This window comes from Enterobacter sp. ECC-019 (assembly GCF_043974075.1).
GTDB classification, from domain to species: domain Bacteria; phylum Pseudomonadota; class Gammaproteobacteria; order Enterobacterales; family Enterobacteriaceae; genus Enterobacter; species Enterobacter asburiae_D.
The window spans coordinates 2,715,948-2,738,060 of sequence record NZ_CP143759.1 but is presented as its reverse complement, the minus strand read 5'-3'; the positions used below and the strand labels follow the sequence as shown (position 1 = coordinate 2,738,060).

Here is a 22,113-nt window from a genome sequence, read left to right as displayed (position 1 = left end):
TCTTCCCTCTCTATACTCGGCCCATCATGACAATGACAGGTTTACCGATCGATGTGGTTAATCAAAAAGTTACAATGTAACGACATTAAATTTACTCTGGGCTGTGCACTCTTCTTTACTCTGCTCAACGGGCTGTTTATCCAGCGCAGCTGGGCCATTATCGCCCCTGCCCATCTGCACGACATCCTCTTTGCCGCGTCCGTACCGCTGGTGCTGTTTTGCGGCTGGGTGATTGTTTTTAGCCTGCTGAATATCCCGTATCTCCGTAAGCCGCTGCTGATTGTATTGACGATTGGATGCGCTGCGGCAACCTACTTTATGTACACCTATGGCGCGGTGATCGATCAGAACATGATTGTGAACGTGTTCGAAACCAACTCTCAGGAAGCGACCGCCCTGGTGACCCCGCAGATGATCCTGTGGATTGTTATTGCCGGCCTCGTGCCTTCCGTGGTGCTGGCGTTGACCCGCATTCATACCGGGAAATGGTGGTATGCCCTGCTGACGCGGGTTGCCGCGATGCTCGGCGCCCTGCTGGTGATTATCCTGATTGCCGCGCTGTTTTATAAAGACTACGCATCGCTGTTCCGCAATAACAAAAGCATCGTCAAAATGGTCACCCCGGCGAACTATGTCAGCGCCGTGGTGAAGTACAGCAAAATGCGCTGGTTTGCCGGCGATCAAACGCTGGTGCGCATTGGTGAAGATGCCCACAAAGGCCCACTGATTACCGGTCAACAAAAGAAAACCGTTCTGGTGCTTGTCGTCGGCGAAGCGTCTCGCGCGGCAAACTACTCCCTGAATGGTTACGGGCGCGAAACAAACCCGGAACTGAAAAAGCAGGATGTGATTAACTTCCCGCAGGCCTCCTCGTGTGGGACTGAAACCGCGGTTTCCGTTCCCTGCATGTTCTCCGGGATGACGCGCAGCAAATACGATGCCGACCTGGCTCACCATCGCGAAGGACTGCTCGACGTGCTCAAGCATGCGGGTATCAACCTGCTGTGGCGCGACAACGACGGCGGCTGTAAAGGTGTCTGCGATCGCGTGCCCCATACCGACATGACGCAGTGGCAGCTGGATCAGTTCTGCAAAGACAAATCCTGTATTGACGATGTGAATTTCTACCGTCTGGACAACGTGCTGGATGGCGTCAAGCAAGATACGGTGCTGGTTATTCACCTGATGGGGAGCCACGGTCCGGCATACTATCGCCGTTACCCGGACAACTTCCGTAAATTCACTCCAACCTGCGACACCAATGAAATTCAGGATTGCGATCATCAGGCGCTGATGAATACCTATGACAACACCATCCTCTATACCGACAGCATGGTCAGCAAAACCATTGATGCGCTGAAAGCCCGCCAGGTGAGCATGAACACCGCGCTGATTTATCTCTCAGATCACGGTGAATCGCTGGGTGAAAGCGGCATTTATCTGCACGGTACGCCGTACATGCTGGCACCTGAGCAGCAAACGCATATTCCGTTTATGTTCTGGCTGTCACCGGATTACGCGAAAAACTTTGGCATCAACGAACAGTGTTTACGTCACCATGCAGCAAAAAATGCGGTTTCTCAGGACAATTTGTTCTCGACCGTGCTGGGTATGATGGACGTGAAATCAACGGTTTATCAGCAGCAGCTGGATATACTGAGCGCATGTCGCCAGTAAACGCGCTTGCATTAGACCGAACGGTCTATTAGAGTTCGGCCATGAGCAGAAATACTGAACACGATACCCGCGAACATTTACTGGCGACCGGCGAGCAACTTTGCATGCATCGCGGGTTTACCGGTATGGGGTTGAGCGAGCTTTTAAAAACCGCTGAGGTACCGAAGGGGTCCTTTTACCACTACTTTCGGTCCAAAGAGGCCTTCGGCGTGGCGATGCTGGAGCGTCATTATGCTGGCTACCACCAGCGTCTGGCGACCCACTTTGCATCGGGTGAAGGTAACTACCGGGATCGTGTTCTGAACTACTATCAGGAAACGCTGAACCAGTTCTGTCAGCAGGGCATTATCAGCGGTTGCCTGACGGTTAAACTGTCTGCCGAAGTGTGCGACCTTTCTGAAGATATGCGCACGGCGATGGATAAAGGCGCCCGCGGCGTTATCGCCCTGCTGGCCCAGGCGCTGGAGAAAGGCCGCGATGAAAAAACGCTGGCCTTTTCCGGCGAGCCGCTAACCCAGGCGCAGGTGTTATATGCGCTCTGGCTAGGGGCTAACCTGCAGGCAAAAATTTCGCGCAGTGCCGTGCCGCTGGAAAGCGCGCTGGCACATGTGAAAAACAGTATTACTGCGCCTGGCGTATAGCAGGCGTTTTTATTTACCTTCTTACTAGTCGACTGGTCTACTCAGGAGTCTTTATGTCAGCTGAAAAATTATTTACCCCCTTAAAAGTGGGTGCCGTCACTGCGCCAAACCGCGTGTTTATGGCTCCGCTTACCCGTCTGCGCAGCATTGAGCCGGGTGACATCCCAACCCCACTGATGGGTGAATACTATCGTCAGCGCGCAAGCTCTGGCCTGATCATCACCGAAGCCACGCAGATTTCTGCTCAGGCTAAAGGTTATGCGGGTGCGCCGGGTCTTCACAGCCCGGAACAGATCGCCGCATGGAAGAAAATCACCGCGGGCGTTCACGCTGAAGAGGGTCGCATTGCGGTCCAGCTGTGGCATACCGGTCGTATCTCCCACAGCAGCATTCAACCTGGCGGCCAGGCACCGGTCTCCGCTTCGGCCCTGAGCGCAAATACCCGTACTTCCCTGCGTGATGAAAACGGCAATGCGATCCGCGTGGATACCTCTATGCCGCGCGCACTTGAGCTGGACGAGATCCCGGGTATCGTGAACGACTTCCGCCAGGCCGTGGCCAATGCTCGTGAAGCCGGTTTTGACCTGATTGAGCTGCACTCCGCCCATGGCTACCTGCTGCACCAGTTCCTGTCACCGTCGTCTAACCATCGCACCGACCAGTACGGCGGCAGCGTCGAAAACCGTGCTCGCCTGGTGCTGGAAGTGGTTGACGCCGTATGCCAGGAGTGGAGCCCGGAACGTATCGGGATCCGCGTCTCCCCAATCGGTTCTTTCCAGAACGTCGACAACGGTCCGAACGAAGAAGCCGATGCCCTGTACCTGATCGAAGAACTGGCTAAACGTGGCATCGCCTATCTGCACATGTCCGAGCCGGACTGGGCTGGCGGTAAGCCTTACACGGACGCTTTCCGTCAGAAAGTGCGCGAGCGTTTCCACGGGGTGATCATCGGCGCAGGAGCTTATACTCCGGAGAAAGCCGAAGACCTGATCGGCAAAGGGCTGATCGATGCCGTCGCGTTTGGCCGCGACTACATCGCCAACCCGGATCTGGTTGCACGCCTGCAGAAAAAAGCTGCCCTGAACCCGCAGCGCCCGGAAAGCTTCTACGGCGGCGGCGCGGAAGGCTACACCGACTACCCTTCTCTGTAATCTCGCCGTTGTTCATTGATAGCGGCGATACTTCGCCGCTATACTAAAACATCGTTTCTGTTCAAAAAGACAGTCTATTTCATTGGTTAATGAGGAAATTATGCGCCTACTTCACACCATGTTGCGCGTTGGCGATCTGCAACGTTCCATTGATTTCTACACTAACGTACTGGGCATGAAGCTGCTGCGCACCAGCGAAAACCCGGAATACAAATACTCGCTGGCGTTCGTGGGTTACGGCCCGGAAACGAATGAAGCGGTGATCGAGCTGACCTACAACTGGGGCGTGGACAGCTATGAGCTGGGCACCGCCTACGGCCACATCGCGCTGGAAGTGGACAACGCGGCTGAAGCATGTGAACGCATTCGCAACAACGGCGGTAACGTTACGCGCGAAGCGGGCCCGGTAAAAGGCGGCACGACCGTGATTGCGTTCGTGGAAGATCCGGACGGTTACAAAATCGAGCTGATTGAAGCCAAAGATGCCGGTCGCGGTCTGGGCAACTGATCCCTCAGGGCGCAACATGCGCCCGTAGTTTTACTGCATCACCCTGCAAAATTTGCCATAATGCGCTCTGCTTTTTTCCCTGGTAAGAGACCCTGATGTCCGATAACGCTCAATTTAGCGGTCTGTGCGACCGTTTTCGTGGTTTTTATCCCGTTGTCATTGATGTAGAAACAGCCGGATTTAACGCTAAAACCGATGCGCTGCTCGAGATTGCCGCCATCACGCTGAAGATGGATGAACAGGGCTGGCTTATCCCGGACACCACGCTGCATTTCCACGTTGAACCTTTCGAAGGGGCAAACTTACAGCCTGAAGCGCTGGCGTTTAACGGTATCGATCCGCATAACCCGCTGCGTGGTGCAGTCAGTGAATATGATGCGCTGCACGCCATTTTTAAAATGGTGCGTAAAGGCATGAAAGAGAGTAACTGCAGCCGCGCCATCATGGTGGCCCATAACGCCACCTTCGATCACAGCTTTACCATGGCCGCCGCCGAGCGCGCTTCGCTCAAACGCAACCCCTTCCATCCTTTTGTGACCTTCGACACCGCCGCACTGAGCGGCCTGGCGCTGGGACAAACGGTGTTATCAAAGGCCTGCATCACGGCAGGAATTGAGTTTGACGGCACGCAGGCGCACTCCGCTTTATACGACACCGAGCGTACCGCAGAGCTGTTCTGTGAGATCGTCAACCGCTGGAAGCGTCTGGGCGGCTGGCCGCTGCCGATGGGCGACAGCGAAGAATAAAAAAAGCGACCTTATCAGGTCGCTTTTTATTTCCGCAGAAAATTACTCTGCGTCCGGCTCTTCAGTTTTGTACTTCGCCGCCGTCTCTTTGATCAGCTGCTGCAGTTCGCCGCGCTGATACATTTCAATCAGGATATCGCAGCCGCCAACCAGTTCACCGTCAACCCACAGCTGTGGGAAAGTCGGCCAGTTAGCGTACTTAGGCAACTCTGCGCGGATGTCCGGGTTCTGCAGGATATCAACGTAAGCAAAACGCTCACCACAGGCTGACAGCGCCTGAACCGCTTGTGCGGAGAAGCCGCAGCTTGGCAGCTTCGGAGAACCTTTCATATACAGCAGAATCGGGTTTTCAGCGATCTGGCGCTGGATTTTTTCAATAGTGGTGCTCATGTCTTGCTTCCTTTAACTTCTGTTACGGCATTCGTCTGACATTGTAGCGGGTCAGACTGGCATCGGAAAATAACATTTTTGTCACGTTTATACATTCTACCCCGAGTCACGAAAAGTTGCATTGCAAATGGTGTTTACCCCTGAGGCGGTCAGGGTTTTGCTTAAGGAGCGGGCAAATGTGCGACAGAACGATGAATTTTTTTGCACTTGCTAACGAAACAAGGTTGTAGATTGAAAAATGCTATTAACTTTCTGGGTTTTTATAGATTAGAATCGACGGGCTTTGTAAATCACACGCGGGTATTATTGATGACCTGCATTTACCAGGGGACTGCCCAGTGGCGCGGATAAATAAAATCTCGATCACGCTCTGTGCTTTACTGTTTACTTCACTCACTTTCACGCCAGTGGCGAACGCCTCTCAGCAGGCGCGGCATTCTGCTGTACAAAAAAACCATCTGGTGAAAGCCACAGAACGTAAGAAAAAAACCACCGTTAAGAACGACAAGAAAAAAACACCGGCTCAGACGAAACAGACCGCTTCCAGCAAGACGAAAACAAAACCTTCCCGCACTGCCCACTCCGCCAAAAGTAAAGCTTCGCAAACCGCCGCTAACCTCGTGACTGAAAAATGCATCACGCGTAAAGGCCACAAGGCGAAATGCACGAAGGTCACGAAAATAGCGGAAGTGCATAAAGTGCGTGTACAGAAAGCGCAAAAAACCGCGATGAACAAACTGATGGGCCAGATTGGCAAACCTTATCACTGGGGTGGCAGCTCGCCGCGTACCGGGTTTGACTGCAGCGGCCTCGTCTATTACGCCTATAAAGATCTGGTCAAATTCCGCATTCCTCGTACCGCCAATGAGATGTACCACCTTCGCGATGCCTCACCGGTTGACCGCGGTGAGCTTGAAAACGGCGATTTGGTGTTCTTCCGCACCCAGGGTCGCGGTACGGCTGACCACGTCGGCGTCTATGTCGGCAACGGGAAATTCATCCAGTCTCCACGTAGTGGCCAGGATATTCAGATCACCTCTCTCAGTGAAGACTACTGGGTACGCCACTACGTCGGCGCGCGTCGCGTGATGACGCCGAAAACCATTCGCTAACCCCTGCCCTGCCACATCCGTGGCAGGGTAAGTTCCTCTTTTGCATACCCTTTCAATTTGCTATCCTGTCCACGTTGTCTGTGTGGTTATTGGCAACGCAAAATACAATAAGGAGAGAAGCAATGTCGTTCGAATTACCTGCACTACCGTATGCAAAAGACGCCCTGGCACCGCACATTTCTGCGGAAACCCTGGAATATCATTACGGCAAGCATCACCAGACGTACGTCACCAACCTGAACAATCTGATCAAGGGCACCGATTTTGAAGGCAAAACGCTGGAAGAGATCGTCCGCAGCTCAGAGGGTGGCGTATTTAACAACGCGGCTCAGGTGTGGAACCACACCTTCTACTGGCACTGCCTGGCGCCGAATGCCGGCGGTGAACCTGCCGGTGAACTGGCTACAGCTATCAATACCGCCTTTGGCAGCTTCGCGGATTTCAAAGCGAAATTTACCGATGCAGCCATCAAGAACTTCGGTTCTGGCTGGACGTGGCTGGTTAAAGAGGCGGATGGCAAGCTGGCTATCGTGTCAACCTCTAACGCGGGCACCCCGTTGACCACCAGCGCTAAGCCGCTGATGACCGTGGACGTGTGGGAACACGCTTACTACATTGATTACCGCAACGCGCGCCCGAACTACCTGGAGCACTTCTGGGCACTGGTTAACTGGGACTTTGTCGCGAAGAACTTCGCCGCGTAAGAGACACGCAGAAGGGTTCGCCCTTCTGCGTTTTTGGTTTATTCCGCAGCGCAGGCTGCTTCAGGCTGTTTACGACCCGACATCATCACCAGCAGCAGGCCGAGCGCGGCAATAATCGCCCCCATCACCGGCACAAAGCTGTACCCCAGTCCCCCCGAAATCACGGCCCCACCTGCCGCCGCACCGAGCGCATTGCCCAGGTTGAAGGCGCCGATGTTGACCGAAGATGAGAGGCCCGGCGCTTCATGCGCAACACGCATCACGCGCATCTGCAGCGGCGGCACCACGGCGAAAGTGGCAGCCCCCCAGACGACCATCGCGATCGCGGCCCCAAATTCATTACGCGCGAGCCACGGAATGGCAATCATGATGACAATCAGCAGGGTTAAAAAGCCCTTCAGCGTCCCGCTCACGGAACGGTCGGCAAATTTCCCGCCGAGATAGTTACCGATCGAGAAGCCCACGCCAATCAGCACCAGCATCGCGGTCACAAAGAGAGGCGTTGCGTGGGTGATGTCATGCAATACCGGTGAAATATAGGTGTAAAGGGTAAACATCGCCCCTGCCCCCAATACAGTGGTGAGCAGCGCGGAGAGCACCTGCGGGCGCATCAGCACCGACAGTTCTCTGCGCACGTCAGGACGTTCCCCCGCGCTGCCTTTCGGCAAGGAGAAGAACAACGCCACCATCGCAACCACGCCCAGCCCGGCAGTCGCGAGGAAGGACATACGCCAGCCGATAGCTTCTCCCAGCCAGGTTGCCGCAGGCACCCCGCCGATATTAGCAATCGTCAGCCCCATAAACATGGTTGCCACGGCGCTCGCCTGCTTATGTTTTGGCACCACGCTGGCAGCCACGACTGACCCCAGCCCAAAGAACGCGCCGTGGTTAAGGCTGGTCAGAATGCGTGACAGCATCAATGTGGTGTAGTCCGGCGCAATCGCCGAAAGCACGTTGCCCAGGGTGAAGATCGCCATCAGGAAAATCAGCGCATTGCGGCGCGCGCGGTGCGAAAGCAGAAGCGTCATCAGCGGCGCCCCGACCATCACGCCGATGGCGTAGGCGCTGATTAACATGCCTGCGGCAGGGATGGAGACGTCTACGCCTCGGGCAATAACAGGCAGTAACCCCATCGGGGAGAATTCAGTGGTGCCAATCCCAAAAGCGCCAATCGCCAGGGCCAGCAGGGGAAAATTGATTTTCATGCGTCAACTCCGGATGCCGTGTCATGTGGTGACACAGAACAAAGAAGCGGAAAGCATGACATCAATCACAAAAAATGAGAAGTTAACAAAATGGCAAAAGATTTTTGCCAGAGAAGTAACAATCCGGGGAGTCGGGAGGGAGAAGGCTCTCCCTCCGCGTAAATCAGTGCAGCGCAGCCGTCAAACCGGCCGCGACAATCAGAGCCAGCACAACAACGGTGGTGAACAGCGAAAACTTAAGATCGGAACTCATCAATTTTTCTCCTTTTAATCCCCACACGAAAAGTGAGCTTGCTCATTTTTGCACAGATTACGTCAAAAATCTTCCTGGATTTATACTGATAACCACTTTACCTCTTCCCCTTTTCATCAAGATAGGACAAAATTCCACGCTAAATTTATTAGCGTACCGGCCATTGACCCCCTCCTGACGTCCCGTGTCGTTTTCCCGGCGTGCCGCAATTCAACATTGCGAGATAAGGGTGAGAGAAGGCAAACGTTTACCTTCAAGTTTTTCAGGAGTTTAGGATATGGTCTGGAGTGACATTTAATGGCAACAATTAAAGACGTAGCAAAACGCGCAAACGTTTCCACTACAACCGTATCACATGTAATTAACAAAACCCGTTTTGTGGCGGAAGAGACGCGCAACGCCGTCTGGGCAGCGATCAAAGAGCTGCACTATTCGCCAAGTGCGGTTGCGCGTAGCCTCAAGGTTAATCACACCAAGTCCATTGGATTGCTGGCGACCAGCAGTGAAGCGGCCTATTTTGCCGAGATCATTGAAGCGGTTGAAAAAAACTGTTTCCAGAAAGGCTATACCCTGATTCTGGGCAACGCCTGGAACAGCATTGAAAAACAGCGCGCCTACCTGTCGATGATGGCGCAAAAGCGCGTTGATGGCCTGCTGGTGATGTGTTCCGAGTACCCGGAATCCGTGCTGTCGATGCTCGAAGAGTATCGCCACATTCCGATGGTGGTGATGGACTGGGGCGAAGCGCGCGCGGATTTCACCGATTCCGTTATCGATAACGCCTTTGAAGGCGGCTATATGGCCGGTCGTTATCTGATCGAACGCGGTCACCGCGAGATTGGCGTGATCCCCGGTCCGCTGGAGCGCAACACCGGCGCGGGCCGTCTGGCTGGTTTTATGAAAGCGATGGAAGAAGCGCTGATCAACGTGCCGGAAAACTGGATTGTGCAGGGCGACTTTGAGCCGGAGTCGGGCTACCGCGCGATGCAGCAAATCGTCTCCCAGCCGCACCGTCCGACCGCCGTTTTCTGCGGGGGCGACATCATGGCGATGGGTGCGCTCTGCGCTGCCGACGAGCTGGGCCTGCGCGTCCCGCAGGATATTTCTGTGATCGGGTATGACAACGTGCGTAACGCGCGTTTCTTCACGCCAGCGCTGACCACCATTCACCAGCCGAAAGATTCGCTGGGCGAAACGGCCTTCAATATGCTGATGGACAGGATCGTCAACAAGCGTGAAGAGTCGCAGTCCATTGAAGTTCACCCGCGTCTTATCGAACGCCGTTCCGTTGCGGACGGTCCGTTCCGCGACTACCGTCGTTAATCGCTTTACGGGGCCAGCTACGCTGGCTCCCGTAACCATTCCCGGTTTAGCGTTTCGCTGTCTCCCAGATAATCCAGCAGCCAGGCCATCGCAGGCGAGACATCATTTTGCTGCCAGGTGAGGCAGCAGGCCGCATCCGGGAACGGATTCTCCAGCGTCAGCTCAACCCACTCTCCGGTATCGATGCGCGGACGCGCGAAATGAACGGGCACCATCGCGACGCACAGTCCTGCGCTGAGGCACGTCGCCGACGATTCCCAGTCAGGCGCAACCACCCGCCGCTGGTTGTCCAGAAGCCAGGTGATGCGCTTGGGCAGTGAACGGGACGTATCCTCCAGCACCAGCGACGGCCAGTTCCGCAGCGTATCATCGCTCAGCGGCCCTTCCATCGCCGCCAGCGGATGATTGCTTGCCACCACGCACTTCCAGCTCAGCATCCCCATATCGCGAAAGGCGTAACGCCCCCCGACCGGGATCGCCTGCGTGGCCCCAATCGCCATCTCTGCCCTGCCGTCCGCCAGCGCATCCCAGACGCCGTTGAACACCTCCTGCGAAACCCGCAGTTCGACATCCGAAAAATGACGATAGAAGTCGACGATCATCTGCCGGGTGCGTTCCGGCTTAACGATGTTATCCACCGCGATGGAAAGATGTCCCCGCCAGCCGTTAGCGATCTGCTGACACTGTTCGCGGGTGATCTGCATTTTTTTGATAACAGAACGCCCTTCCTTCAAAAACCACGCGCCTGCGGGCGTTAATTCCACATCACGATGCCGCCGTTCAAACAGCGGAACCGCCAGCCACTCCTCCAGCTGACGCACCGTGTAGCTGATTGCCGAAGGGACGCGGTGCAGCTCCTGCGCCGCACCGCTAAAACTGCCGTTACGCGCAACAGCATCGACCACTTCAAGAGAATAATCTGACCACATTTTCTGCCTGCAAAAAATTTGAATGCACCCGCCAAATATTAGCGTTTCACAAGCGGCTTTGCACTCCCTACACTCAGCGCCAATGTATACCTGCCTCCTCAGGAGAATAAAATAATGCAACCCAGGAACGGTTTTTTAGTCTGGCTCGGCGGCTTAAGCGTGCTGGGCTTTTTGGCCACCGATATGTACCTGCCGGCGTTTGCCGCCATGCAGGAAGACTTGCAAACCCCTGCTGCCGCCATCAGCGCCAGCCTGAGTTTATTCCTCGCCGGTTTTGCTTTCGCACAGCTGCTCTGGGGACCGCTCTCGGATCGCTTTGGTCGTAAACCGGTACTGCTGCTGGGCCTGGCCATTTTTGCCGTGGGCTGTCTGGGGATGTTATGGGTACGCGATGCCACCTGGCTGCTGGTGTTGCGTTTTATTCAGGCCGTGGGCGTCTGTGCCGCGGCCGTGACCTGGCAGGCGCTGGTCACCGACTATTACCCGGCTAACCGCACTAACCGTATTTTCGCCACCATTATGCCGCTGGTGGGTCTCTCACCAGCCCTCGCCCCTCTGCTGGGCAGCTGGATCCTCGCGCATTTCGACTGGCAGGCCATCTTCGCCACGCTGTTTGCCATTACCCTGGTACTGATGCTGCCGGCGTTCGCCCTCAAGCCCGCGCATAAAAAAGAAGCGCATGCTGACGCGAAGCCGATTACCTTCACTTCTCTGCTCAGCACCAAAGCGTATCGCGGCAATGTCCTGATCTATGCCGCCTGCTCGGCAAGCTTCTTCGCGTGGCTCACCGGTTCGCCGTTCATTCTGCATGATATGGGCTACAGCCCGGCAGCCATCGGCCTGAGCTATGTTCCGCAGACTATCGCGTTCCTGGTCGGCGGTTACGGCTGCCGCGCGGCGCTGCAAAAATGGGAAGGTCAGCAGATGCTGCCATGGCTGCTGGTGCTATATGCGCTGAGCGTCATCGGGACCTGGGCCGTTGGCTTTATTCCGGGTGCCGGTCTGGCCGAAATTTTGATCCCATTCTGCGTGATGGCCGTCGCGAACGGGGCGATTTACCCGATTGTCGTAGCCCAGGCACTGCGCCCGTTCCCGCAGGCGACAGGGCGCGCCGCCGCGCTTCAGAACACCCTGCAACTGGGGCTGTGCTTCCTGGCAAGCCTGGTGGTCTCGGCGCTGATTGCCACGCCGCTCCTGACCACCACCAGCGTGATGCTGGTCACCGTTGCGCTGGCGGCGATCGGCTATCGCATGCAGGCAGCCGCGCAGCGTGAGCAGGCTAATCGCACTCAGGTTGAAACGTCACATGCCTGATCGCGCCGGAAATCATGTTAATTTTCAGTGATTAGGTTGCTAAGAATTTTCTATTGAATCACCAAATTTTGAGGCCTATACTAAATTTGGTTCGATTAAATACGATAAATATTAAGTGTTAACGGGAGCCGGAGCGCTCCTGTTTTACCATGGAAGGCATTTCGGCAAGGGTTATCTCCCTTCCTCTGTTCTACGTCGGATACTAGCCTCGCGGTATTTACCGTGAGATTTCTCACAAACCAAAAAAAGCGTCTACGCTGTTTTAAGGTTCTGATCACAGTAGGGTGATGGAGAAGCTATGAGTTCATCGTGTATAGAAGAAGTCAGCGTTCCGGACGATAACTGGTCCCGGATCGTCAGTGAACTGTTAGGTCGAGCAGGCATCACTATCAATGGATCATCGCCATCCGATCCTCAGGTTAAACATCCCGACTTTTTTAAACGCGTGTTGCGGGAGGGATCGTTAGGCCTGGGTGAAAGCTATATGGACGGCTGGTGGGAGTGCGAACGTCTGGATACCTTTTTCGCCAGCGTGCTGCGTGCCGGTCTTGAAAATCAACTCCCTCGCAATCTGAAAGACACCCTGCGTGTCGCCTCTGCCCGACTGTTCAATCTGCAAAGTAAAAAACGCGCGTGGATCGTTGGCAAAGAACACTACGATCTTGGCAATGACCTGTTCAGCCGTATGCTGGACCCTTTCATGCAGTACTCCTGCGCCTACTGGAAAGAGGCGTCGACGCTTGAAGAGGCCCAGCAGGCCAAGCTGCGTCTGATTAGCGAGAAGCTGCTGCTTCAGCCCGGTATGCGCGTGCTGGATATCGGCTGCGGCTGGGGCGGGCTGGCGTATTTTATGGCGAAGCACTATGGCGTCAGCGTCGTCGGCGTGACGATTTCAGCGGAACAGCAAAAAATGGCGCGAGAGCGCTGCCAGGGTCTCGATGTGGATATCCGGCTGCAGGATTACCGTGACCTGAACGAACAGTTTGACCGGATCGTTTCCGTCGGCATGTTCGAGCACGTCGGGCCGAAAAACTACGATACCTATTTTGAGGTGGTGGATCGTAATCTGAAATCGGACGGCATCTTCCTGCTGCACACCATCGGCTCTAAGCGGACCGACAATAACGTTGACCCGTGGATCAACAAATACATCTTTCCAAATGGCTGTTTACCGTCCGTTCGCCAGATTGCCAACGCCAGTGAACCCCATTTCGTGATGGAAGACTGGCATAACTTTGGCGCGGATTACGACACCACGTTGATGGCATGGCACGCGCGTTTTCAGGAGACCTGGCCTGAGATTGCGGACAACTATTCTGAACGATTCAAGCGGATGTTTAGCTATTATCTGAATGCCTGCGCGGGGGCGTTTCGCGCACGGGATATTCAGCTCTGGCAGGTAGTATTCAGCCGTGGGATTGAACACGGACTCCGTGTCGCACGCTAAAAAATAACCCCGGATACCCGGGGTTATTTTTTTATTCTTCTTCTGCGGCGGTCTTTATTATTGCCGCTTCTTTTGCTGCCAGCACGCGCTCAACTGTATCCACCACCGCCTGGGTTTGCGGATCGATTTCAATATTCACGCGGTGCCCCAGTTTTTTCGCACCCAGCGTGGTGCGCTGCAGCGTTTCAGGAATTAAATGCACGCAAAAACGCGTTGGCGTTACTTCACCCACCGTCAGGCTAATCCCATCAATGCCAATAAATCCTTTATACAGGATGTATTTCATTAATGAAGGATCCTGCATTTTAAACCAGATTTGACGATTATTTTCCGAGGTCACGATTTTTGCCACTTCAGCGGTGGTCATGATGTGGCCGGACATCAGGTGGCCGCCAATCTCATCGCTGAACTTCGCCGCGCGCTCAACGTTGACGGTATCTCCCACCGCCAGCTCGCCCAGGTTGGTGATGCGCAGCGTCTCTTTCATTAAATCAAAGCTAATCTTGTTGCCGTTAATTTCGGTAACGGTCAGGCAGCAGCCGTTGTGGGCAATCGACGCGCCTGTTTCAATGCCCTCAAGCATATATTCCGGCAGCTCAACAACATGAGTACGGAAATTAGGTTTTTCCTCAATGGACACCACTTTGGCGGTGCCCTGCACAATACCAGTAAACATGCTTACAACTCCTGTTTTTTCCGGACGGTGGTGACACCGTTTAATCCCACCACAATAACAGTTGGAAAAACAGGTTGCCAGCGGAGCGCATTTTCTGGCGATTTTTTCACTAGATAAATAGCTAAAGCCCGCTACAATAGCTGGCACCCCCCTGCATTTTCTTCTTGCTGCCCGTTTCGGCGGCTTTTTTAGTCTCTCAAATAACTACAAAATAAAGGTGTTCACGTGCAGAAGTACATGAATGAAGCGCGCCAGTTATTGGCACTGGCTATACCAGTGATCATCGCGCAAGTGGCCCAGACCGCAATGGGATTTGTGGATACGGTAATGGCAGGTGGCTACAGCGCCACCGATATGGCGGCCGTTGCTATCGGCACGTCAATCTGGCTTCCGGCCATCCTGTTCGGCCACGGTCTGCTGCTCGCACTCACGCCTGTTATCGCTCAGCTCAATGGCTCGGGTCGTCGCGAGCGCATTGCCCATCAGGTCCGTCAGGGTTTCTGGCTGGCAGGGTTTGTCTCCGTGCTGATCATGGTCGTGCTCTGGAATGCGGGCCATATCATTCGCGCTATGCATAACATTGACCCGGCACTGGCTGATAAAGCCGTGGGCTATCTGCGCGCCCTGCTCTGGGGTGCGCCTGGCTACCTCTTTTTCCAGGTGGCGCGTAACCAGTGTGAGGGGCTGGCGAAAACCAAGCCCGGGATGGTGATGGGCTTTATCGGTTTGCTGGTCAATATTCCGGTGAACTATATCTTTATTTACGGACATTTCGGGATGCCGGAGCTGGGCGGCGTCGGTTGCGGCGTGGCGACGGCAGCCGTTTACTGGGTGATGTTCTTCTCGATGATCGTCTTTGTAAAACGCGCCCGTTCCATGCGCGATATTCGCAACGAGAACAGATTCAGCACGCCGGACTGGAACATCATGACGCGTCTGGTGCAGTTAGGGTTGCCGATTGCCCTCGCCCTGTTCTTTGAGGTGACCCTGTTTGCCGTGGTCGCCCTGCTGGTCTCCCCGCTGGGCATTGTGAACGTGGCCGGGCACCAGATTGCGCTCAACTTCAGCTCCCTGATGTTCGTCCTGCCGATGTCGCTTGCGGCGGCAGTAACGATTCGCGTGGGCTTCCGCCTGGGCCAGGGCTCAACGCTGGATGCGCAAACGGCCGCCCGGACCGGGCTGGGCGTCGGCGTCTGCATGGCTGTCTGTACGGCGCTCTTTACCGTTGCATTACGCGAGCAGATTGCCCTGCTTTATAACGATAACCCGGAAGTGGTCACGCTGGCATCGCACCTGATGTTGCTGGCCGCGATTTACCAGATTTCTGACTCCATCCAGGTGATTGGCAGCGGCGTGCTGCGCGGATATAAAGACACGCGCTCTATCTTCTTTATCACCTTCATCGCCTACTGGGTGCTGGGACTGCCGACTGGCTACATCCTGGCGCTTACCGATCTGGTGGTGGATCGCATGGGTCCGGCAGGGTTCTGGATGGGCTTTATCATCGGCCTGACGTCGGCGGCGATTATGATGATGATGCGTATGCGCTTCCTGCAACGTCAGCCATCAACGGTCATTTTGCAACGCGCTGCACGTTAACGACACAGTAGCCGCCCCCTGGCGGCTACTTTCTCTTCACTTTGCGCGGTAATGAAGCAATCGCGTGAAATCAGAGAGAAAAATGCATTTTCCCTCTTGCCACCTTGGTGCTGTGCCGCTAATATTCGTCCCCGTTGTCACCGACAACACGTTGCGTTCATAGCTCAGTTGGTTAGAGCACCACCTTGACATGGTGGGGGTCGTTGGTTCGAGTCCAATTGAACGCACCATTCTGCGTCCGTAGCTCAGTTGGTTAGAGCACCACCTTGACATGGTGGGGGTCGGTGGTTCGAGTCCACTCGGACGCACCATTTCAGTCCTGAAATGGTGCAAATCCTCTTCTGATATCCTGAATTTTCCTAATCCGTTATTTTCATCATTATTCTCCTGCTACGCTTTTCTTATGGAAAAAAACAGGAAGACCGTCGATGAAGAAAATCGCGATTATCGGCTCCGGCCCCACAGGGATTTATACTTTTTATCATCTCCTTAAAAACAGCACGCCGCTCTCAGTTTCCATCTTTGAACAATCCGAAGACGCTGGCGTGGGTATGCCCTATAACGACGACGATAACTCTCGTCTGATGCTGGCGAACATTGCGAGCATTGAAATCCCGCCCATTTTTTTGACCTACCTCGACTGGCTCAAGGAACAGAGTGACGCCCATCTTGCGCGCTTTAAGGTTGATAAAGCCCGCCTGCATGACCGACAGTTCCTGCCCAGGCTCCTGCTGGGTGAGTATTTCCGCGACAGCTTTCTTTCCATCGTAAAAGAGGCAAAAAGGCTGGGATTCAACGTTGATGTCCATGAATTTGCGAAAGTCACTGACATCATTCCCGCGACAACCGGCGTTACGCTTTCCGTAAACGGCAGCGTCTTGCCCGATCAATTCGACCTTGCGGTTATCGCCACCGGCCACGTCTGGCCCGAGGAGGATGAAGCCACGCGCACGTTCTTCCCAAGCCCCTGGTCCGGTCTGATGGATGCCCATATTCCTCCCTGCCGCGTCGGTATTATGGGGACATCGTTGAGCGGTCTCGACGCGGCCATGGCGGTGGTGATGCAGCACGGTGCGTTTCGCGACGATAAATTCGTGCTGGATAAGGGCAGCGAGGCATTAAACATTGTCCTGATGTCCCGGACGGGCATCCTGCCGGAAGCCGATTTTTACTGCCCTATCCCCTACGAACCGCTATCGGTATTGACCGAACACGCGGCTGAAAGCGAGATTGCCAAAGGATCGGATGGCCTGCTCGACCGCATCTTTACCCTGATGGTGAAAGAGCTTCAGCTCGCTGACCCGACGTGGTGCGAGAAAATATCGCTGCATAAGCAGAATGCGGACAGCATTCGTGAGGTCTGGTTTGAGGATCGTAAACGGCACGGCCCCTTTACCTGGGCAGAGGAGAATCTCAACGAGGTTGAGCGGAACAAGCGAGAACAGCGCACCGTGGCCTGGCGCTATGCCGTCCTTCGGCTGCATGAGGTGGTTCAGGAGATTGTCCCCCACCTCGACGAAGAGGACAGAGAGCGCTTTAAGCAAGGTCTGGCCCGGGTATTTATCGACAACTATGCGGCCATTCCTCCGCAGTCGATCCGCAGGCTGCTCGCGCTTCGCGAAGCCGGCATCATTAGCGTGGCTGCGCTCGGTGACGATTACGCGCTGGATGTTGGCAGCGATCGAACGGTAATCACCACAAAAGAGACCGTTTACCGTTACGACGTGTTTATTGATGCGCGCGGGCAGAAGCCGCTCAAAACGAAAGATCTGCCCTTCCCGACGCTGCGCAAACAGCTGGAAGCCACGGGCGAAGAGATACCCGACATCGGTGAGGATTACACCTTAAAAGCGCCTGACACCGTTCGCGGGCGCATCGCCTTCGGCGCGATACCGTGGCTGATGCACGATCGTCCCTTCGTTCAGGGGCTGGCGGAGTGTGCAGAGATTGCGGAAGCAATGGCAAAGGCGGCGGAAAAACCCGCGTCCGGATCGCGGCGGAGATTGCCGTTTATTGAGAACTGACAGGGCTTCCATGCCCTGCTGTCGCTGATTACTCGAAGAAGACTTCCGGGTTTTCAGACAGCGAAACGAAGGTTTTCGTCTCTTTATCCAGCGCGAGGATTTCGCCGCTTTCTATGTCGTACACCCAGCCGTGCAGTCGGATGGAGTGATTACGCAGGCCCACCGCGACGGACGGATGGGTCTTAATGTTGCTCAGCTGCGCAAACACGTTCTCCTGCACCATCGCATTGACTTTATCGATCGGCTTATCCCAGGTTTTCTTCTCAACCACGGCTTTCGCCGCGTCGGAATAGCGCAGCCAGTGTGAAACAGCAGGCATCGGCTCCAGGTTCGCGTTATCGGCAATCGCCTTCATCGCGCCACAGTTGGAGTGACCGCAAATCACGATATCCGTGACGCCCAGCGCCACCACGGCGTATTCGATAGTGGCGGACACGCCGCCAGGCTCCGGCCCGAAAGGCGGCACGATGTTGCCAGCATTACGAATGACAAAGAGTTGTCCTGGCTCTTGCTGGGTGACCAGTTCCGGGACCAGACGGCTGTCGGAGCATGAGATGAACAGCGCTTTGGGATTCTGGCTGGACGCTAAACTGCGGAAGAGTTCTTTACGTTGCGGGAAAATCTCTTTTTGAAAGCTGAGAAAACCTTCAATGATATGTTGCATAGCAATGTCTCTTTTATCTGTTTTAGTTTAGGTATGATCGAGATCACACTCGTAAAGTTTACCCATCGTGGTTTACTTCAGACAAGCAATATATTTCTGGCCCGACCGCCGCACAATCTCGTCGGCGAAGGCCCGGATGTTCTGCCCTTCGAACGCGCCGTAAAGACGTTCAAAGGTTTTGCCTTCCAGATGACCCATGACCGACGCCACTTCGCGGGCCGGCAGCGGGAGATAATTCGGGTAGCTCCACATAAACGAGACGGCGTCTTTACCCGGCGTGACCTGCAGAATATCGCCCACCAACAGTACCCCGCCCCCCTCCTGCCAGTGCAGCACCGTTCCACCGGCAAAATGCCCGCCCAGACGCAGCAAGGTGACCGACGGGAAAACGTCCAGCGCATCCCCCTCCCAGAAATGAATGGCCGGGCTGTCGCGCATGACCCACTCCCTGTCGCTGGCGTGCAGGTACACCGGCGCATCAAACGCTGCAGCCCAATCCTGCATCGTGGTGTAATAGTGCGGATGTGAAATCGCAATCGCACTGATGCCGCCGAGGGCGGTAATGAGCGTTTTGGTTGCGGGGTCGAGGTTGGCGATGCAGTCCCAGAGGATATTCCCGTGAGGCGTTTGCAGGAGCAGCGCCCGCTGGTTGATCGCAAACGCAGGCACCGTTTTGATCCCGAACAGCCGCGGCTCCAGCTGCTGCCATTTGTTAGTATGCGTGGCGGTGACGGTGTCGAGACCGGTCCACGCCTGGCCCGTAGCGGGCACGTACTGGCGCTCATCCTCGCAAATCGGGCATCGGTCCGGCTGCGTATCGTAGGCGGTTCCACAGGTTTTACAGAGTGTTATCATGTGCTCTCCTCAGCGATAAAGCACTGAGTATGGCAGGGATTATCCTTATGTGCTGCGAGGTACATTGCTGGCTTTTTTTGCCCTATACTGTGCCAGTATCAAAAACTGAACTGAGCAGGTGCCACATGGAAATTGATCTCGATAACTTAGTCTTTAACGGTCTGGATGAGGCCGAAGAGCGTAATGCGGAACGCCTGGACGATGCAGACAAAAAAGCGCAGGCGATTGTCGCCGACGACGACTGCGGCGATGCCTGCAAGATCTAATAAAAAAGCACCGGGAAACCGGTGCTTTTTTGTGTTACTTTTTGAGCCCTTCAATGGCTGCCTGAGCGCAGGCTTCATCAAGATGACCGCCCGGCGCACCGCCGATTCCAATCGCCCCAATAACCTCATCACCCTCTTTCACCGGCAGGCCACCCGCCAGCAGCAGGAAGCCCGGGACGTCACGCATATTTTGTGCCCCCGCATTGCTCTGCGCCGCCTCCATCACTTTACCTGACGCATTCTTCGCGCTGAGCGCCGTCCAGGCTTTCATTTCACTGGCTTTTACCGTGTGAGGACCGGCATTGTCCGTGCGCTGTACCGCTTTCACCACGCCCGCGCGGTCAACAACGGTGACGGTCACCTGATAATTTTTTGCCGTACAGGCCTGAATGGCGGAGGTTGCGAGCGCATTCGCCTGCGCCAGTGAGAGATTCTTTTGATTCAACGTATCGGCCTGTGCCGCCAGGCTCAGGCTACCCGCGGCCAGTGCCGCAACCATCATTATTTTTTTCATCGCACTTCCTCGCGTGTTGAGAGACACCCAGAGGTTACTCAGCCGTACGATGAAACGGTATTCGGTTGATTACGCACTCATCCTGGTAGTTCTACGGATTGCAATTTATCGTATTCCCGGGCTGCCTGGACCAGGCTATTGACCCCAAGCCTGGTAAATGCCGATGCGCGGTGCGCTTCTACCGTACGCGGCGAGAGGTTCAACCGGGCAGCCACCTCTTTGTTGCTGAGCCCTTTTATCAACTCACCCAGCACCTCATGCTCACGCGCGGTCAACTGAGCGAAACGCGCCGCAATCCGGGTTGTTTCCTGCCAGTCGGCAAAGCGGCGCTGGCTCTCTTCGAAGGCCAGGCCCACTGTTTCGATAAGCTTGTCGGCATCCATCGGCTTGGTAAAAAACTCAAAGACGCCGTTACGGAATGCCCGGCGGCAGGCGTCAACCGAACCGTGTCCGGTCATGATAATCACCGGCAGCAGGGGCCAGGGCCATTTGCCTTCTTCAAGCCAGGCGAGTCCGCCTTTACCCGGCATCCGCATATCCAGCAGCATACAGCCCACCAGCGCGGTCTCACGCGCATGGGCAGCGGTAAAAGCATCAACGCTTTCAAACGTCCTGACCGGCCAGCCCATGCCTGAAAGCAAAAACGCCATCGACTCCCTGATGGATTCATCGTCATCAATCAGCCAGACTGTCTTATCCATCCGTAGCCTCCTTTCCGTGCGCCAGTTGTAGTTTGATCTGCGCTCCGCCCTGCGGAGCATTACCCAACGTAATCGATCCATTCATTCGCGTCATCAATGATTCCGTTAAGGTCATCCCCAGCCCCATTCCCTCCTCTCTGCCGCTGTAAAACGGCATGAAGGCATTCTGTAACGCCTCCGGGCTAAAGCCTGGACCACCGTCAGTCACGGTAATCAGGATACCTCGCGCATTTTTATGACTTTCAATCTTTACCCAGCCAGCTGCAGAGGCCTGCTGCGCCTGAATCGCATTGCTGAGCAAATTATGCAGCACCTGCTCCAGCCAGAGACGATCGCCCAGAACGGTTGTCGCCCCCGGGGCAAACATATGGCTGACCGTGATATGTTCGGCCCTGCGCTCATGCTCAAGCAGGTTCACAACCTGCAGCCAGCACTGTGCCAGGTCAGTTTCTCGCAGGGATACATTCTCCTGCACTACGTGTTCGCGAAAGCGGGTCAGCAAGGCGCTAATTCGCTGCATTTGCGTCAGCGCGGCCACTAACGCCTGCGACACCGCAGGCCCATTGTCCTGCTGCAGCTGGCGTTGCGCCCCCTGGATCCACGTCTGCGCGGCGGTAAGCGGCTGGTTAATCTCATGCACGATACCGGCGGTGATCTCTCCCAGGGTATTCAGTCTGGCGCGCTGGTAATAGAGCGCCCTTTGCTCGGCCTCTTTCCGCGCTTTACGCTGCCAGAGCACCACGCTCGCCAGCGCAATCACTATCCCCCAACCGATAAACAAGATGGGATACACCAACCCGTTAATGGCGAGCCAGTCTGGCCGGGAATCGGCTTCCAGCGTAAAAGGTTGAGTATGCTGCGGGAAAGTACGTTGCCAGTGCCAGAAGGCATCTGACGCTGGCTCGTCGCCGTTTGGCATAAAACGGATCCCGAGATGAGTAAAGGGATGGTGCGCATTCAGGATCGGGCCGAGGTCCACCAGCACGCGGATCTGACGCCAGGGATTGTAAAGCCAGTACTGTATCTCGTGGGCAGGTTCAACCCGTGGCGCATCAAGCGGGCGTCCGGAGGTCTTTTCCAGGGCAAGAAGCTGAGGGAATTTTTTGCGCAGAGTGGCAATATCTTCATCGCCATTCAGAAGTGGCAATACGGACTCATTTTGCGTCAGTACCGCGCTTAACTCAGAGAAGAGTGCTGCAAACTCGCGATCGCGCTCCCAGAACTGGCGGCGAATTTGTTCGGCATAGAGCAGGACGCCGCTGATGAGGCAGACTATCGTCCAGACAATAATGCCGCGCTTTAAAAAGGGGTTCTTCATTCCGTTAACTAAGCAGACTCAACCATCTGTCGACATTAACAGCTATCCGGCGTCAGAACAAAATCCAGCACACCTCGTTCCAGTACGTTTCGCGCG

General features: G+C 55.2%; 23 protein-coding genes and 2 tRNA genes. 15 read left to right on the top strand and 10 right to left on the bottom strand.

The window, feature by feature from the left end; genetic code table 11:
• The first annotated feature begins 51 nt into the window (after positions 1–51).
• From eptA to rnt, 5 genes are all read left to right on the top strand, one after another.
• Positions 52–1,677, top strand: a complete 1,626-nt coding sequence (eptA, locus tag V1566_RS13075) for a phosphoethanolamine transferase EptA (RefSeq protein WP_395303557.1) — start codon at positions 52–54, stop codon at positions 1,675–1,677.
• 41 nt (positions 1,678–1,718) lie between these two features.
• Complete coding sequence (locus tag V1566_RS13070; protein ID WP_063142961.1) at positions 1,719–2,318, top strand: TetR/AcrR family transcriptional regulator; 600 nt, start codon at positions 1,719–1,721, stop codon at positions 2,316–2,318.
• Between the two features lie 53 nt (positions 2,319–2,371).
• The gene (locus V1566_RS13065) at positions 2,372–3,469 is read left to right on the top strand and encodes an alkene reductase (RefSeq protein ID WP_395303556.1); all 1,098 of its coding nucleotides are present in this window, start codon (positions 2,372–2,374) and stop codon (positions 3,467–3,469) included.
• 100 nt (positions 3,470–3,569) lie between these two features.
• Complete coding sequence (gloA, locus tag V1566_RS13060) at positions 3,570–3,977, top strand: lactoylglutathione lyase (protein ID WP_395303555.1); 408 nt, start codon at positions 3,570–3,572, stop codon at positions 3,975–3,977.
• Between the two features lie 95 nt (positions 3,978–4,072).
• Entirely contained in the window at positions 4,073–4,723 is a 651-nt protein-coding gene (gene rnt, locus V1566_RS13055) for a ribonuclease T (RefSeq protein WP_395303554.1), read from the top strand.
• 42 nt (positions 4,724–4,765) lie between these two features.
• Here rnt and grxD read toward each other — a convergent pair whose 3' ends face one another.
• Positions 4,766–5,113: a monothiol glutaredoxin 4 gene (gene grxD, locus V1566_RS13050; RefSeq protein WP_003832760.1), complete on the bottom strand. Its 348-nt coding sequence runs from the start codon at positions 5,111–5,113 to the stop codon at positions 4,766–4,768.
• Positions 5,114–5,451: 338 nt separating this feature from the next.
• Between grxD and V1566_RS13045 the strand changes: the two genes are divergently transcribed.
• A complete protein-coding gene (locus V1566_RS13045) occupies positions 5,452–6,225 on the top strand; it encodes a C40 family peptidase (protein WP_395303553.1) in 774 nt (257 codons plus the stop codon).
• Positions 6,226–6,347: 122 nt separating this feature from the next.
• Positions 6,348–6,929, top strand: a complete 582-nt coding sequence (sodB, locus tag V1566_RS13040) for a superoxide dismutase [Fe] (RefSeq protein ID WP_395303552.1) — start codon at positions 6,348–6,350, stop codon at positions 6,927–6,929.
• A gap of 38 nt (positions 6,930–6,967) precedes the next feature.
• Here the strand turns inward: sodB and V1566_RS13035 are convergent, their stop codons facing one another.
• Both V1566_RS13035 and V1566_RS13030 read right to left on the bottom strand, forming a co-directional pair.
• Entirely contained in the window at positions 6,968–8,134 is a 1,167-nt protein-coding gene (locus V1566_RS13035) for an MFS transporter (protein WP_121423486.1), read from the bottom strand.
• 163 nt (positions 8,135–8,297) lie between these two features.
• Positions 8,298–8,387 carry a YnhF family membrane protein gene (locus V1566_RS13030; RefSeq protein WP_008500596.1) on the bottom strand — a complete coding sequence of 30 codons (90 nt, stop codon included), beginning with the start codon at positions 8,385–8,387 and terminating at the stop codon, positions 8,298–8,300.
• Positions 8,388–8,684: 297 nt separating this feature from the next.
• Here V1566_RS13030 and purR point away from each other — a divergent pair, with 297 nt between their 5' ends.
• Positions 8,685–9,710: an HTH-type transcriptional repressor PurR gene (purR, locus tag V1566_RS13025; RefSeq protein ID WP_023335431.1), complete on the top strand. Its 1,026-nt coding sequence runs from the start codon at positions 8,685–8,687 to the stop codon at positions 9,708–9,710.
• Positions 9,711–9,727: 17 nt separating this feature from the next.
• On the opposite strand, the gene punR is transcribed toward purR, so the two are convergent.
• Complete coding sequence (gene punR / locus V1566_RS13020) at positions 9,728–10,639, bottom strand: DNA-binding transcriptional activator PunR (protein WP_121423485.1); 912 nt, start codon at positions 10,637–10,639, stop codon at positions 9,728–9,730.
• Positions 10,640–10,753: 114 nt separating this feature from the next.
• On the opposite strand from punR, the gene punC reads away from it, so the two are divergent.
• Positions 10,754–11,953, top strand: a complete 1,200-nt coding sequence (gene punC, locus V1566_RS13015; RefSeq protein ID WP_395303551.1) for a purine nucleoside transporter PunC — start codon at positions 10,754–10,756, stop codon at positions 11,951–11,953.
• A gap of 298 nt (positions 11,954–12,251) precedes the next feature.
• Positions 12,252–13,400, top strand: a complete 1,149-nt coding sequence (cfa, locus tag V1566_RS13010; RefSeq protein WP_395303550.1) for a cyclopropane fatty acyl phospholipid synthase — start codon at positions 12,252–12,254, stop codon at positions 13,398–13,400.
• A gap of 31 nt (positions 13,401–13,431) precedes the next feature.
• On the opposite strand, the gene V1566_RS13005 is transcribed toward cfa, so the two are convergent.
• Positions 13,432–14,076 (bottom strand): riboflavin synthase subunit alpha, encoded by a 645-nt coding sequence (locus V1566_RS13005; RefSeq protein ID WP_395303549.1) that lies wholly within the window; start codon positions 14,074–14,076, stop codon positions 13,432–13,434.
• Between the two features lie 225 nt (positions 14,077–14,301).
• Between V1566_RS13005 and mdtK the strand changes: the two genes are divergently transcribed.
• The 4 genes from mdtK to V1566_RS12985 all read left to right on the top strand — a co-directional run bounded on the left by mdtK (position 14,302) and on the right by V1566_RS12985 (position 17,699).
• Entirely contained in the window at positions 14,302–15,675 is a 1,374-nt protein-coding gene (gene mdtK, locus V1566_RS13000) for an MdtK family multidrug efflux MATE transporter (RefSeq protein WP_395303548.1), read from the top strand.
• A gap of 153 nt (positions 15,676–15,828) precedes the next feature.
• Positions 15,829–15,905: transfer RNA gene (locus V1566_RS12995), tRNA-Val, on the top strand.
• A gap of 4 nt (positions 15,906–15,909) precedes the next feature.
• Positions 15,910–15,986, top strand: a tRNA-Val gene (locus V1566_RS12990).
• Positions 15,987–16,103: 117 nt separating this feature from the next.
• On the top strand, positions 16,104–17,699 hold the full coding sequence (locus V1566_RS12985) for an FAD-NAD(P)-binding protein (protein ID WP_395303547.1): 1,596 nt from the start codon (positions 16,104–16,106) through the stop codon (positions 17,697–17,699).
• 28 nt (positions 17,700–17,727) lie between these two features.
• On the opposite strand, the gene V1566_RS12980 is transcribed toward V1566_RS12985, so the two are convergent.
• Both V1566_RS12980 and V1566_RS12975 read right to left on the bottom strand, forming a co-directional pair.
• Positions 17,728–18,363, bottom strand: a complete 636-nt coding sequence (locus V1566_RS12980) for a carbonic anhydrase (protein WP_395303546.1) — start codon at positions 18,361–18,363, stop codon at positions 17,728–17,730.
• A gap of 72 nt (positions 18,364–18,435) precedes the next feature.
• A complete protein-coding gene (locus V1566_RS12975; RefSeq protein WP_395303545.1) occupies positions 18,436–19,218 on the bottom strand; it encodes an MBL fold metallo-hydrolase in 783 nt (260 codons plus the stop codon).
• 125 nt (positions 19,219–19,343) lie between these two features.
• On the opposite strand from V1566_RS12975, the gene V1566_RS12970 reads away from it, so the two are divergent.
• Positions 19,344–19,484: a hypothetical protein gene (locus V1566_RS12970; RefSeq protein ID WP_003857665.1), complete on the top strand. Its 141-nt coding sequence runs from the start codon at positions 19,344–19,346 to the stop codon at positions 19,482–19,484.
• Positions 19,485–19,518: 34 nt separating this feature from the next.
• Here V1566_RS12970 and V1566_RS12965 read toward each other — a convergent pair whose 3' ends face one another.
• The 3 genes from V1566_RS12965 to V1566_RS12955 all read right to left on the bottom strand — a co-directional run bounded on the left by V1566_RS12965 (position 19,519) and on the right by V1566_RS12955 (position 22,017).
• Positions 19,519–19,998 carry a heme-binding protein gene (locus tag V1566_RS12965; protein ID WP_395303544.1) on the bottom strand — a complete coding sequence of 160 codons (480 nt, stop codon included), beginning with the start codon at positions 19,996–19,998 and terminating at the stop codon, positions 19,519–19,521.
• 77 nt (positions 19,999–20,075) lie between these two features.
• Complete coding sequence (locus tag V1566_RS12960; protein ID WP_395303543.1) at positions 20,076–20,699, bottom strand: response regulator transcription factor; 624 nt, start codon at positions 20,697–20,699, stop codon at positions 20,076–20,078.
• A complete protein-coding gene (locus V1566_RS12955) occupies positions 20,692–22,017 on the bottom strand; it encodes a sensor histidine kinase (RefSeq protein ID WP_395303542.1) in 1,326 nt (441 codons plus the stop codon). The genes V1566_RS12960 and V1566_RS12955 overlap by 8 nt, the downstream gene beginning before the upstream one ends.
• Between the last annotated feature and the right edge of the window lie 96 nt (positions 22,018–22,113).